Consider the following 14,693-nt stretch of genomic DNA (forward strand, 5'->3'; position numbering starts at 1 on the left):
GAGCTGTTTACCGATGAGTTCTTTCACGTTCTGCAACTTTTGTCCTGTACTTAGATCTGAGCGATAATCTCAGATACTGTTGCGACCGAGTGAATGTCGGACTACCTGCGAACGCTGTTCTATGTAAAATCGTTAAGTCTGAAGTTCAGAAGGAGATCAGAAACTATAGGCAGAATGGTAAAGCCATGCCTCGTCTAGCTTTCAACCACTTCTCTCAGGCAGGCAGACCAAATTGCTGAGGCTAACAGCAGCCTCTCACCTTTTACAAGATCGTTCATTCGTATAGATCAACACATAATGAAGTATTAGCCTATAAACGCGGCACAGTCTCGCCGCAAAAGGATTATGTTCAATCAACCTGTAGACAGCGCGCGTGAATTGTTATCAAGGTACAGCTCGGATGAACGAGTGTTTAAAGGTGCTTCCCTCAATGGAGTCAATTTACAGGGAGCTTGTTTGAAGGAAGTTACCCCAGGCTCAGGACATTGGACTGGCTGTGCTGGTTGACTCTGGTAGAAATAGATAGTATTGCAGCCTGAGCGAATTCAGCAAATTTAAAGACGAGCAGTCCCAACTCGATACGCCTGCGGTCAGCCCTGTTTAGGGTAATGGCAGGCGTATTTTGATGAGAGGTATTGAGAAAAAGTGCAAGCGGTTGATGCGCAATCTTAGGGTAAACGCACACGTTTCTTCATAATTCAGTCGGGTAACCCCCCAGATCTGCTGGGAGACTCCCAAAGTTTGATGGTTGCGGGAGTCGCAGTTTGACAGAGATCGGAAGGTAGGAAAGAGTCTCTTTAACATCAACTAAGGAAGGGTTGGTGCAAAGAAGACTCATGAAAGACACAGGCAGTTTAAGTCATACGAAGTGGGAGTGCAAATACCATGTGGTATTCATCCCCAAGTATCGGCGCAAAGCGATGTACAAAGAGCTACGGCAGTATTTGAGGGATGTATTCCATGAACTGGCGCGGCAGAAGGAGTGCCGGATCGAAGAAGGGAATTTGTGCCCAGATCATGTGCATATGCTGATCTTGATTCCACCGAAGTACTCGGTCTCTCAAGTGGTGGGATTCCTCAAGGGCAAGAGTGCCATTGCGATTGCGCGTAACTATGGAGGGAAGCGGAAGAACTTTGTGGGGCAACATTTCTGGGCGCGGGGGTATTACGTATCAACCGTGGGACGGGAAGAAGCAATCGTGCGGCAATACATCCAACGACAAGAAGCGGAAGATCAACGCATTGAGCAGATGCGACTCAGCGATGAGTGGTAGGTTCAAGCCGCTTTGAGCGGCTCCATCTTCAAGCCTCCGGCTTTGCCAAAGGTTGGTGACTTGCTTCTACAAATCCGGTGAATCTGCGCGGCGGGGACGATAGTGCAACTTTGCTGAGCATTCTGTAACAGACTGAAAATCGTGAATTGAAATTATCTTATACATACAGAATATGTGCAGGCAGCGAGTAATACTTTATCCTAAATGCATTCGTTGATTCGCAAAACTTGAAAGATGACATGACAGACAACAATCTCAGTGATGAGTCTCAACGTTTAGCAGAAGACGCACGACGGGAGCAAGACTGGAAGCGCTGGGGAACCTATCTTTCTGAGCGGCAATGGGGCACAGTACGCGAAGACTACTCAGTTGAGGGGTTAAGTTGGGACTCCTTTCCCCATGATCAGGCTCGCAGTCGTGCCTATCGCTGGGGTGAAGATGGTCTGTTGGGATTGTGTGATCGCAAAGGACGGCTTTGCTTTGCAATTGCACTGTGGAATGAACGCGACCCGATTTTGAAAGAGCGGATGTTTGGCTTGAGTAACACTGAAGGCAATCACGGTGAAGACGTAAAAGAGTGTTATTTTTACCTTGATGCGACTCCGACTCATTCTTACTGCAAAGCGCTGTACAAATATCCGCAAGCTGAGTTTCCGTACGTGCAGCTAGTCGAAGAAAACCAGCGCCGCAGCCCGCAAGAGCGCGAGTATGAGCTGTTAGACACGGGCATTTTTGATGAGAATCATTATTTTGATGTATTCGTCGAGTACGCCAAAGCTGGTCCTAATGATATTTTGATCCGGGTGACGATCGCCAATCGCGGTGCCCAAGCTGCTCCACTTCACATCTTGCCAACTCTATGGTTTAAGAACACTTGGTCTTGGGGGCGTACAGGCGAAGGGTATGAGCCAAAGCCAAGGATTGAGCGCAATGACGCAGGGCTAATCGCAGAGCATTCAACTCTAGGGCAATTTCATCTGGTCACTGAACCGCTACCCGGAGATACTTCGGTAAAGCTATTGTTTACCGACAACGAGACTAACACGGAGAAATTATACAATACGCCAAATGCTAGCCCTTATGTCAAGGATGCCTTTCACTGCTATCTGGTGCAAGGACAAACAGCGGCGGTAAATCCAGAAGCGATCGGTACCAAAGCCGCCGTACACTATCCCCTACAGATTGCCGCAGGAGCTACAGTCACGCTAAAATTGCGGCTCTTTGCTCAAGATAATGCTCCAAAAGCCGCGTTTGGTGAGGGATTCGATCGACTGTTTGAACAGCGGCTTCAGGAAGCGGATGCCTTTTACGCCGCTCTTCCTGAAAGCCTGAAGTTTGAGGAACGCCAGGTTGTGCGTCAAGCCTGTGCCGGATTGTTGTGGTCAAAGCAGTTTTACCACTACAGCGTGGCGGATTGGCTAGCAGGCGATCCAACTTATCCTGTTGAGCCTGCTCGACCGGGACTTAATCACAATTGGGCGCAGCATTTGTACAATCGCGATGTTATTTCCATGCCCGATAAGTGGGAGTATCCTTGGTACGCGACCTGGGATCTCGCCTTCCACATGATTCCCCTGTCCAAGATCGACCCAGATTTTGCCAAGCAGCAGCTCATTTTGTTGCTGCGCGAGTGGTACATGCATCCGAATGGGGCACTGCCTGCCTATGAGTTTGGCTTTTCTGATAGCAATCCTCCGGTACATGCGTGGGCATGTTGGCGAGTTTACAAGCTTACGGCTCCCAAAGGTCAGCGCGATCGCCTGTTTCTAGCCCGTGTCTTTCAAAAATTGCTGATTAACTTTACCTGGTGGGTAAATCGTCAAGATGCTGCAGGCAAGAACATTTTTGCAGGAGGCTTTCTAGGCATGGATAACATTGGTGTATTCGATCGCTCTCATCCCTTGCCTGTGGATGGACAGTTGGAGCAAGCCGATGCGACCGGATGGATGGCATTTTATTGCAGCACAATGCTGGCAATGGCAATGGAGTTAGCTTCAGAAGATGCAGCCTATGAAGACCTTGCCTCGAAATTCTTTGAACACTTTATGTCCATCTCTAGCGCTATCAATACCTTTGACGGCACAGGATTGTGGGATGAACAGGATGGCTTTTACTACGATCAGTTGCGCCAAAATCAAGCTGCTGATGGAGAGAAAGCAGTACCGCTGCGGGTGCGATCGCTGGTGGGATTGCTACCGCTGCTCACCGTTGAGGTTCTAGATCAATCTGCCATGGATGCGTTGCCAGATTTTTCTAAACGAATGCACTGGTTATTAGAAAATCGTCCAGAGTTGGCGCAGCAAATTTCTTGCTTACGCGAAGACCCTCAGCATGAGCGTCGCTTACTCTCGATTCCCACTCACGATCGCCTGCTGCAAGTGTTACGTTACCTGCTCGATGAAAATGAATTTCTGTCGCCCTACGGAATTCGATCACTCTCTAAAATTCATAGAGACAATCCCTATTCATTCTGGGTGGATGAACAAGAATATCGCGTTGAGTATACACCCGGTGAATCGACCAACGACACGTTTGGCGGCAATTCTAACTGGCGTGGTCCTATCTGGTTTCCGCTCAACTATCTGATTATTGAAGCGCTTGAACGCTACTACCATTTCTATGGTGATTCTTTGCAAGTAGAATGCCCGACTGGATCAGGACGGCAAATGAACTTGCAGCAAGTGGCACAGGAGATTAGCACTCGATTAGGGCGACTCTTTATGCCGGATGATAGGAGGCGATGTCCTTGGCAGGGTGAGGAGAGACGCTACAGTGATGATCCCAACTGGCAAAATTTAATACTGTTCAACGAATACTTTGATGCAGATACAGGACGGGGGTTAGGAGCCAGTCACCAAACTGGATGGACTGCTTTGGTTGGTCGTCTTGCCTTGGGCAACCGTATTGGAATTACAGCATCAGGAAGTCACTAATCAAGGCAGCATTGCATCACTCATCTAAGCTGTTCAGATTACAACTTATTACCTTACAGGAGAATGCTATGAAGCTTGAAGGAAAAATCGCTTTAGTGACTGGCAGTAGTCAGGGTATTGGACAAGCGATCGCCATTCGCCTTGCTGAGGAGGGAGCCAATATTGTTATCGATTATCGATCTCACCCTGAAGGCGCAGAAGAGACTAAAGCAGGGGTTGAAGCCACTGGACGCAGAGGGTATGTGATTCAAGCAGATTTAGGAGCAGTCGAGGATGTCCGTAGAATGGTTGCTGAGGGTATCCAGCAGTTTGGGAAGCTCGATATTTTAGTCAATAATGCCGGATTGGAAAAGCAGGGTGACTTCTGGGATGTGACAGAGGAAGACTATGATAATGTCATGAATGTAAATCTGAAGGGCGTGTTTTTTGCAACTCAAGCGATCGTGCAACACTTGCGAGAGACAGGGCGATCAGGCAAAATCATCAACATTAGCTCTGTTCACGAAGAGCTTTCTTTTCCTCACTTTACAACTTATTGTGCTAGTAAAGGCGGAGTTAAGATGATGATGCGAAACTTAGCTGTAGAACTAGGATCATTGGGCATCACAATTAATAATGTGGCACCGGGAGCAATTGAAACTCCCATTAATCAGGAGCTTTTGAATAACCCTGATCAACTCAACACAGTTATTAAAAACATTCCACTAGGGCGCTTAGGACAACCCAAAGATGTTGCCTCCCTGGTCGCATTTTTGGCATCTGCGGATGCAGATTACATCACGGGGTCAACGTTCTTCGTCGATGGTGGCTTGCTATGGAATTATCAAGAACAGTAAGACATCGTTTTCTATTTCAAGTTGAGCTTTTCATTTTCACCACTATCCGCTGATTTGTCACTGGTGGCAGCTTTGATGAACTCGAGCGTTTTTGCAACCCAACCTGCCGTACCTGACATCGAGACATAGCGCTGTTTGTCGGGTGCAGAAAAGCTGACATTGATCTGTTCAACGCGATCGACTTCTGTCACTTTGGCAGTATCAGCATAGGTAAAAAACCAGAGATCGCCATGGGGTTCAATTTCGCCATTGACTGATTAGGACGGCTATGCAAACTGCCATCTTCGGCGATCGTTGTCAGCATACAAAAGTCAATCTCTCACTAGGTCCCGCAGTCTTGTAACTTTTTCATCATGGGTAGCTGTCGTCATTGTTCGTATCTTTCCTTATACTTATAAGTCAAATATTGTTAAGTCAAATATTGTCTAAGTCGAAGAATGCCCTTATTAGGGCAAGCGATTGATTCTCAAACCGTACTCTTTCATGAGAGAGAGATCTTCAACGTCAGTTGAGATGCAGAATTAAAGTACCACTAACATAGACCACTCTACGGTTCAAAGTATATTTCTAACGTTGTCGTCATTTACAGCATTATAAATTTCTCTGCAGATGTCGGATGCAGAGGCATTGTTGCATCAAAATCTGCCTTTGTCAGCCCTGCGGTAACTGCAATCGCCACAATTTGCATAATTTCTGCCGCATATTCTCCAACCATATGCGCCCCCAGTACGCGATCGCTCTTTTTATCAACGACCAGTTTCATGCTAGCTGTGTCATCCCTGTCAGTCAGGCTATGGAATAACGGTTTGAATGTAGTACAGTAAGCGATAACATTATCCACTCCAAACTGCTGTTGAGCTTCGGATTCCGTTAGCCCGACAAAAGCGGCTTGAGGGTTACTAAAGACCGATGAGGGGATGTTATTGTAGTTAACTCGACAGTGCCGCTTACCAAATACCGTATCGGCAAATGCCCTTCCTTCGGCGATCGCCACGGGGGTTAATTGGACGCGATTTGTGCAATCGCCTACCGCATAGATATGGGATTGGTTAGTTTGACTAAATTCATTGACTGCGATCGCCTGTCGATCAATTTCAACCTTTGCATTCTCTAATCGTAGCTCAGCAACATTAGGAGTTCGCCCTGTTGCAAACAGAACTGCATTAACGATTTTATGCGATGAATTAGAGAGTGTTAGCTGTAATCCCTCAGGCATCTTCTCAATGCTTGTTACTTCAGTATTCGTCAAGCAATGAACGCCATGCTGAATCATACCGTTCTGCACCTCAGTACGAATCATTTCATCAAACTTCTTCAGAATCATATCCTCTCGGATGATTTGAGTCACCTGAGTTCCTAAACCCTGCATAATACCCGCAAACTCAACGCCGATGTAGCCACCCCCTACGATCGCCAAATGGTTAGGTTGCTCTGGTAAATGAAACATTTGGTCTGAAACTAGGGCATGCTCAATCCCCAGAATATCGGGTTTGATGGCTTTTCCACCTACCGCAATTAGAATTTTATCGGCTGTAATTTTCTGCCCCCTGACCTCCAGCATGTGGCTATCCACAAACGTTGCTTTGGCTCGAAATAAGCTGACTCCCGCTGTCTTCAAAGAATCGGCATGGAGCTTGTCCAATCGCTGCACTTCATGGTTGACTGCCGCTATCATTTTCTGCCAGTCAAACTGAGAGTCCGACTTGCTCCAACCATATCCCACAGCATCTTCAAAGAGCTGAGAGAAGCCTGATGCATAAACCATCAGCTTTTTAGGAATGCAACCACGGGCACTACAAGTACCTCCTAACGAGGCTGGTTCTGCGATCGCCACTTGTACTCCGTAGTCTGCTGCTCGCCTAGCGGCAGCTAGTCCTCCAGAGCCTCCACCCACAATAAACAAATCATAATGAGACAGTGATGTCATACTTTTGAAAGTTCCTTTCTAGCTTCTTGAGCCAAAGATACTGCTGAATCTCTTCGGGAAAAGGCATAAGCGATGGGGTTAGACCTTATAAGCATTGGGAACAGTGCCTTGTTGCCAAGTCTCTCCAACCATTTGAGCAGTAGCCGTTCAAGACTGAATTGTTTGCAGACTTTTGATCAATTTTTCATGAGAGGACGAATGGCTACAGGCAGCTAATCCCAATAGCAAACCCAGGAGCAGAATCTTTTTCATGAACGCTAACTGTCTCCCAATAGCACTTGGTTAGCTTTATTCTGCGCCCTAAGGACGGTATGGCAGACTACCATTAGAGGGATTTCTCTGTCTAGGCTATACTGCTATGTGTTAACCAGGCATTGCTGAAGACAACCTACGCGAGATCGGATTCCTTAGCTTTCGTTGAGGCGGATTTTTGAGTAGATAGCCAGACTGTCATCGTACTCGCCGCAGCCGCAGCAACGATCGCAATTGCAATCGCCGTTCCACTCTGGGCACTTGTTGACAGTAGAAGATCGATTCCCAACATGCCAGTTGAGCAACCCCAGATAATTGCAGTTGCAAGGACACAACCGCGTTTAGGGCTGCTTGATGCGTCGTGAACGGAAGATGACATAGTGTTTATGGCATTGCTGGATATGAAGTATGATTTGTGCTTTTATTAGATGTGAGGGAGACGCTCACACTCTCTGCAAATTCTAAGCTTTGACATCAGAATGACACGGATTGGACGATCGCTGATCTTTAATTCACTCAAAGGATACATCCGCCTCAAATTTCCGTTCGTCCAACGAATGACGACTGTAGAATTTGCCCAGAGATTAGGAGACTCTAAAGAATTCCATCCACTTATTTTGGACACAAGAAGTGAAGAGGAGTATACAGTCAGCCATCTTGCAGCCGCGAGACAATTTGATGTTGGTTCTGATTTTACCGCAGCACCGACGCTTAAAGAAGTCTCGAAGGACAAGCCGATCGTCGTCTATTGCTCAGTGGGCTATCGGAGTGCAAAAGTTGCTCAACAGCTTGATCAAGCTGGCTTTAGTCAGGTTTTTAACCTCGAAGGAGGATTGTTCCAATGGTCAAATGAGCGGAGACCGCTCTTTCATAACGGGCAGCCCACTCAGCTTGTTCATCCTTACAATGTAGTGTGGGGAACGCTTTTAGAAAAGCACGATCGCCTTTAGGCATAGCATTTAATCAAGGACGATCGCGCCATTTCTCCCCTCTCTTCATCCTAGGAAAGCAAAATGCCTCACGTTTCAATCATCATTCCCACGTTGAATGAAGCAAGCAGTCTCGGTCGAACATTGCGGCAACTCACAGCACTCGATCCGCTGCCCGCAGAAGTCCTAGTGGTGGATGGAGGCAGCCGGGATGAAACGGTTGCGATCGCGGAATCTTCAGCGGTGCAAGTATTGAATAGCGATCGCCCTGGACGCTCAGTTCAAATGAATCACGGAGCGAAGTCAGCGAAGGGCGATATTCTCTGTTTTCTCCATGCTGATACCTGGGTACCGAATGATCTAATCGCCGTGATTGAGCAAACCTTAGCCGACCCAACTATTGCTTGTGGCGGCTTCATTTCTCTAATGGCAGGAGTAAAAACAACACGCTGGTGGATCTCATTGCACAATTACTTAAAAACCTACTATGCACCGTTGCTGTTCAGACCCCATTTATTCTTCCGAGGCTTACGCCTCTTGTTTGGCGATCAGGTAATGTTCTGTCGTCGGGTTGACTTTTGGGATTGCGGTGGATTCAACGAGTCGCTGCCAATTATGGAGGATGGAGATTTGTGCCTACGTTTGATGCAAAAAGGGCAAATTCGTCAGGTTAATCGCATTGTGCAAAGTTCCGATCGCCGGGTTGCCCAGTGGGGAGCCTGGAAAGCAACGGCTATTTACCTATGTATTGGCTGCTTGTGGGGAGTTGGGGTTTCTGCCGATCGCTTGAAGCAATTCTACGATGACGTCCGCTGATTCAGGTTCCAGTCATAGTCAAGGTAGGCGATCGGGGTTGAGGCAGTCAAAGGGATGTCTTTGCGATAGGGGCAAATATATTCAGGAATCGAGCCTGCCCCTTGCAGAAAGTCCTGCCGATACCATTTGAAAATCTTGCTGCAATAGAGCGTCCCCGTTTTGGTATCGTAACGAACTTTGTTAGGATTGTTGACAAAGCGATAGATATCCTCTTCTAGTTGCTGTTCTACTCGCTCCGGTGTATAAGCCTGATTGCGCAGCAGCGGACAGCCAATGGAAGCACAGACAATCGCAAAATGAATGCGGGGTTCCTGCAAACGCTCTCGCAGCAGCTCGTTCTCAATTTGAGCCAAACTGTAGGTTTGCTTGGAGAAGCGGTGGACTCGGCGCTGGAAAAACCAGAGAAAAGCGATCCAGTTGGGAATTCCCAGAACGACAGGTCGAATTGAGGCGATCGGGTAATGTTCCAGAATCATGGAAATCGTGAACGCATTGTAGAGGTTGATCCAGAGTGCAAGCTGCTGATCCCGCGTCAGATTTAGGTCTAGGTTTAACGGCTCCAATCTCGTCAACCAATTCCCCAACGTCCGAGGTTGCTGACTTTTCCAGGTGCGGTAATCTACTCGTCCCTGTTGATCTACATACTGGTGCAGCAAGCTATCCCACACAACAAAATCAATCATCGCCATCCCAGAAACTGTTCAGTGAGCTTCAGTTAAACTCAGCAGAGTAGAGGACTGACCCACTGAGCCTAACTCAATTCTAGGCTAGGTCGATTGTCTGTGCTTTAACAGTTTTTGCGCCAGAAGCTTGACAAGGATCTTAGGAGATTTCTAGCAAAGAATTTACCCAAGCTTCTAACCTATTCTTGGTTCTCCTAAAAACTAAGGAACAAGCGTTTGGCAAGTCCTCATTCTACTGACGAGTTACTCACCCCGCAGCTTTCAAGCAGAGATGATGTTGAAGTATTGTGGGGAGTGTTGTGACTCACCCCGATTTACGCCAGACCCTACAACAAAATCAGGGTTGCAGCCATTTATTCTACTTTCTCCCACGTTTTGCAGGTGTTTGCTCTTACTCCTAACTGCTGCAAAACTTTTGAACCAACCTCTGCGCCAGAAAAAGAAAACCATACCAACTGCCACGATCGCCATCACTCCTAGCGTGGTAACGTATCCCCAATACCAATTCAACTCAGGCATATTAAGAGCCTATCCGAAAACCTGAATCGCTCTTATTGCAATGCATGCACAAGCTAGATGGATCATCCCAAGATAGTTTTCTTTATATTTCTCCCAACGAACTAACAATCGTCGAAATCGATTCATCCATGAGTGTGTCCGTTCTACAACCCATCGTCTTGCCCTGTAATTGGGAATGTCATGAATGATCTGTTTGTGCTCATCACGGAAGGGAATATGTCCGACATATCCCCATGCCTTTACAAGCTCTCGCACCTCATCATAGTCATATCCTTTATATAAACAAAGGTTGCGAACTTCCGTGTCTGAGGGAATCATTCGTTGAGCTTCTAAGGTCGGTTTAGTCAACTTGTGAATGAGCAAAAGATTTGGCACAATTTGCGAATGAGTGGCGCAGTTTTGCAAAGCCAGAATACACAAGTGCTTCAAGATTTTAGCCCACTTCTAGCCACTACCGCTTAGACACAGCTCATCCCAAGCTGTTAGAAGTTGGAACGTTTACTTAGAGCCGCGTTAACCGATTGCGCCATCAATTTACGAATTGCGCCACATTTTTTGCTCATTCACAATTTAGCTTGAGAACCTGATCCCGTTACAAGAAACGATTGCCATGGTTTGCTTCATTGATTATTGCCTCCTCTTCCCTTGTGCCTTCAGAAGACAGATAGGTCACAATATAAATCTTTTGATAAGAAAATATAAATCTGCTGAGTAGTCGTTATCTTGTTGCTGGAATAGGGCAATCTGTTATCAAGCTCATTTGCTTAAGATTTACTGTAAAGAGTTCTAAGCCTTCAGCTTCTCAAGCTTAGTTCCTTCAGATAACTTCTAGCCATATTTCAAGGCGAGGACACATTGTCTTGCTCTTGAGAATATTTCAATTAGGTGGGTAACGACGATCGTTACTCTGTTTTGTTTTTACCCTAGCCATATTTTCTCACGTCAGCAGCATGAATCCCACTTATCTTCCCCAACCCAATGCCAATAATCCTTTCAATACTCAAAATGGTGTTGGACAAAATAGCACTCCTAGCTTTGCTGACATAGATAATGACGGTGACTTAGATGCCTTAGTTGGAGAAGTCAACGGCACATTAGTTCACTACCGCAACATTGGTAGCGTTACAGATCCACAATTTGTCCGGCAAACAGGAACAAATAATCCTCTCAACGGAGTAGATGTAGGCGACAATAGCAATCCTACCTTTGCTGATCTAGATGGCGATGGCGACCAAGATCTCATTGTGGGAGAAGTAACGGGTAAGCTCCTGTACTACCGCAATAATGGAGTCAGCGCCAACCCGCAGTTCACGCCCCAAGTAGGCGCTAGCAGTCCTTTCAATGGGGCGACATTAGAGGCGGCAACCGCACCTAGTTTTGCTGACATTGATGGGGATGGCGATCGAGATGCCATTATTGGTACATCTGACGGTAAGCTTCACTACTTCAAAAATACTGGAACCGCCTCTAATCCAATCTTTGCTGAACAGATGGGCAGCAATAATCCCTTTAATACCATAGATGTGGGAGAGTATAGTAGCCCAACGCTTGCAGATGTTGATGTTGATGGCGCTCAGGATCTACTAATTGGAGCCTACGACGGCACGCTATACTACTTTAGAAATACAGGAACTGCCTCTGTCCCCGTTTTCACCGAGCAAACAGACGGTAACCATCCTCTAGATTACGTTAAGCTGCTTGACTCTAGCCGTCCCAGTTTTGCTGATTTAGATGGAGATGGTGATCCAGATTTGGCAGTCGGAGACTATAACGGCAATCTGTTTTACTACCAATCTAATAGTGCTCCTGTCTTAGCCAATACCGATGTGCGGTTTAACTCGGTTAACGAGGATGCTCAAGCTCCTATGGGTGCCGTAGGTACTCTCGTCTCCCAGATAGTTGACTTGATTGGCAGTACCGGACAGAACAACGTTACGGATACTGACTCCAAGTCAGTAACGGGTATTGCTATTACCGGAATTAACGCCACATACGGTCTCTGGTTTTACAGTACCACTGGCACCACTTGGCTTGCCTTAGAAAATGTCTCTGATACCAGCGCCCTGCTGCTGAATATCAATGCTCGACTCTACTTTCAGCCGACGACTGTCCACTTCAATGGGATGATCACCAACAGCATCACGTTTCGTGCTTGGGATCAAACCAGCGGCAATAACGGTATTAAGGCAGACACTAGCGTCAACGGGGGTAGTACGGCATTTAGCATAGCTACCGATACAGCGGCGATCGCCGTTATTCCCGTTAACGATGCCCCAGTAGTTACACCAATCAGTAAGATGGGGACTGAAGATACAGTTGCCACCTTTGCAGCAGCAGACTTTATTGCCCAGTTTACTGATGTTGATGCCGACAGCCAACTGAATCAGGCAGGTGATGTGGGCGGACGCAGCCTCAAGGAAATTCAAGTTACAACATTGCCCAGCAACGGCAAGCTGCAACTTGATAGCGTAAATGTAGTGATCGATCAAAAGATTGCTGCTCTTGAACTGGACAAGCTTAGTTTTAAGCCTGATCAGAACTTCCATGGGATAGTTAGCTTTAACTGGAATGGCTCAGATGGTGTTACTTATGCTGTCACAGGGACAACTACAACGCTGGCGATCGCCGCAGTCAATGATGCACCTGTGATTTCGGGCGTCCCTATGCTCACGGTAGATGAAGATGCGCTCTATAGCTTTATACCTATCGCATCAGATATAGATACTCCTGTAGATGGGGATATTCTCACTTTCTCTATCGCTAATAAACCGAGCTGGGCAATGTTCAACACCTCTACAGGTGAACTCAGCGGTACGCCTAAAAATGAGCATTTTGGAACTAATAGTAACATCATAATCAGTGTCAGTGATGGCAAAGAAGATGTCAGCTTGGCCACCTTCAATCTAACGGTCAATAACACCAATGATGCACCGATGCTGGTTACGGCAAATCCAGATCAGATTGCAACTGCGGGCAAGCCATTCAGCTTAATGCTCAGTTTCACAACGTTCAAAGAGGTTGATGCGGATGACAGCATTACCTTGGTAGCAACCCGTGCTGACGGTAGCGCCCTCCCCAATTGGCTCACGTTTGATGCAACCAAAGGTGCTTTCAGCGGTACCCCTAAACCTGCTGATTCTGGAGTTGTCAGAGTTAAAGTGACGGCTAGCGATCGCCTCAACACATCTGCTAGTGATGAAATTGCGATCATCGTTAACAACGTTCCCACAGTTGCCAATCCGATTGCTGATCAAAAGCTAATTGCGGGAGTTCCTTTCCGGTTAGCCTTGGGAACAGCCACGTTTAATGATATCGATGCAGGCGATGCGCTAACACTGAAAGCGACGCTGGCAGATGGTCGCTCGCTACCTGAATGGCTCAAATTCAATTCCATACAAAACATCTTTAGCGGTACATCCCTGCCCCAAGATGCCGGATTGCTGAATCTGCAGGTGACTGCTACCGATCGCAATGGTGCCAGTATCACTGATGAATTGGGTCTTACCATCATTCACGAAGAAGCTGCCGTTCCTATATCTCTAATCAGTTTCAAAGGCGGTAAGCCAGGAATTCGCACTAATGGCACTCGCAAAAACGATCGCTTCAAGGGCACAAAATTCAACGATGTTTATGACGGGATGGGCGGCAACGATCGCATGAACGGTGGCAACGGTAACGATCGTATAGACGGCAACAACGGTAAGGACAATCTGAGCGGCGGCGACGGTAATGACCGACTGCAAGGTGGAGCAAATGACGATCGTGTTAGCGGTGACAAAGGTAATGATGCGATCGACGGCGATAGTGGCAACGATATTCTAGTCGGCAGCCAAGGCGACGATGTCCTTACGGGCGGCACGGGCAGCGATACGCTGACGGGGGGGATTGGCAGAGACACGTTTGTATTTACAGATTTGCTGCAAGAAGGCGATCTCATCACTGATTTTAACCCCCTAGAGGACTTAATTGACCTGCGCCTGATCTTCACTAAGTCTGGATTTGCAGGTGAAACACCCTTCGCTCGCTATAGCCAAACCATCAATATAGAGCAAATTGGGGCAGATACGCAGATACAGATAGATGCAGATGGCACAGGCACAGGCATGGCGTTCTTCACCCTCGCTACATTAACGAATGTGTCTACTAGCAGTCTCACTCCTCAACATTTTGTGATTGCTTAAAGTTCTTGCCATGCCCTAATGTATATACTCGCCCTCGGTCTCTGTTTTTGACAGATAGATTGACCAGCATTTCTTGTCGTCTGTATTTAGAGTCTCCCTGTTTTCACTGAGTGAATTTGTTGCATTTAACATTCGTGCTCTGTAGAAATAGCACTGGTAAATCTACCGATTTGCTTCTACCATCGCATGCAAAAATCCCTTGAAATGCCTAGTACAACGAAGGTAAAGGCATCTATATTAACGTTAACCCCTAGTTCATTAATGCTTTTAGCTTTAGGGTAAGTTAAGTACAAATTTTACACTCGAACGCTCCTGCTAAGACTCTTCTAAAGAATAAATATTC

General features: G+C 46.8%; 9 protein-coding genes and 1 pseudogene. 6 read left to right on the top strand and 4 right to left on the bottom strand.

Annotated elements, in window-relative coordinates; translation table 11 throughout:
- Positions 1 to 836 precede the first annotated feature (836 nt).
- The 3 genes from tnpA to AC5JMP_RS14815 all read left to right on the top strand — a co-directional run bounded on the left by tnpA (position 837) and on the right by AC5JMP_RS14815 (position 5,043).
- Positions 837 to 1,274, top strand: coding sequence for an IS200/IS605 family transposase (gene tnpA, locus AC5JMP_RS14805; RefSeq protein ID WP_495852257.1), 438 nt, complete (start codon positions 837 to 839; stop codon positions 1,272 to 1,274).
- A 239-nt stretch (positions 1,275 to 1,513) separates the two neighbouring features.
- Complete coding sequence (locus AC5JMP_RS14810; RefSeq protein WP_495852258.1) at positions 1,514 to 4,207, top strand: MGH1-like glycoside hydrolase domain-containing protein; 2,694 nt, start codon at positions 1,514 to 1,516, stop codon at positions 4,205 to 4,207.
- Between the two features lie 68 nt (positions 4,208 to 4,275).
- Positions 4,276 to 5,043 carry an SDR family NAD(P)-dependent oxidoreductase gene (locus tag AC5JMP_RS14815; RefSeq protein WP_495852259.1) on the top strand — a complete coding sequence of 256 codons (768 nt, stop codon included), beginning with the start codon at positions 4,276 to 4,278 and terminating at the stop codon, positions 5,041 to 5,043.
- Positions 5,044 to 5,054: 11 nt separating this feature from the next.
- On the opposite strand, the gene AC5JMP_RS14820 is transcribed toward AC5JMP_RS14815, so the two are convergent.
- A complete protein-coding gene (locus AC5JMP_RS14820; protein WP_495852280.1) occupies positions 5,055 to 5,285 on the bottom strand; it encodes a pyridoxamine 5'-phosphate oxidase family protein in 231 nt (76 codons plus the stop codon).
- Between the two features lie 341 nt (positions 5,286 to 5,626).
- Positions 5,627 to 6,970 (bottom strand): glutathione-disulfide reductase, encoded by a 1,344-nt coding sequence (gene gorA, locus AC5JMP_RS14825; RefSeq protein ID WP_495852260.1) that lies wholly within the window; start codon positions 6,968 to 6,970, stop codon positions 5,627 to 5,629.
- A gap of 731 nt (positions 6,971 to 7,701) precedes the next feature.
- On the opposite strand from gorA, the gene AC5JMP_RS14830 reads away from it, so the two are divergent.
- Together AC5JMP_RS14830 and AC5JMP_RS14835 are read left to right on the top strand one after the other, a co-directional pair.
- On the top strand, positions 7,702 to 8,172 hold the full coding sequence (locus AC5JMP_RS14830) for a rhodanese-like domain-containing protein (protein WP_495852261.1): 471 nt from the start codon (positions 7,702 to 7,704) through the stop codon (positions 8,170 to 8,172).
- Between the two features lie 63 nt (positions 8,173 to 8,235).
- On the top strand, positions 8,236 to 8,967 hold the full coding sequence (locus AC5JMP_RS14835) for a TIGR04283 family arsenosugar biosynthesis glycosyltransferase (protein ID WP_495852262.1): 732 nt from the start codon (positions 8,236 to 8,238) through the stop codon (positions 8,965 to 8,967).
- On the opposite strand, the gene AC5JMP_RS14840 is transcribed toward AC5JMP_RS14835, so the two are convergent.
- Together AC5JMP_RS14840 and AC5JMP_RS14845 are read right to left on the bottom strand one after the other, a co-directional pair.
- Entirely contained in the window at positions 8,949 to 9,650 is a 702-nt protein-coding gene (locus tag AC5JMP_RS14840; protein WP_495852263.1) for a DUF547 domain-containing protein, read from the bottom strand. The two genes, AC5JMP_RS14835 and AC5JMP_RS14840, sit on opposite strands and share 19 nt — an antisense overlap.
- 528 nt (positions 9,651 to 10,178) lie before the next feature.
- A pseudogene (locus AC5JMP_RS14845) lies at positions 10,179 to 10,517 on the bottom strand (transposase); the annotation flags it as partial.
- 602 nt (positions 10,518 to 11,119) lie between these two features.
- Between AC5JMP_RS14845 and AC5JMP_RS14850 the strand changes: the two are divergent.
- On the top strand, positions 11,120 to 14,350 hold the full coding sequence (locus tag AC5JMP_RS14850) for a putative Ig domain-containing protein (protein WP_495852264.1): 3,231 nt from the start codon (positions 11,120 to 11,122) through the stop codon (positions 14,348 to 14,350).
- Positions 14,351 to 14,693: the final 343 nt, after the last annotated feature.

The sequence above is a fragment of the Drouetiella sp. genome, from assembly GCF_059504425.1.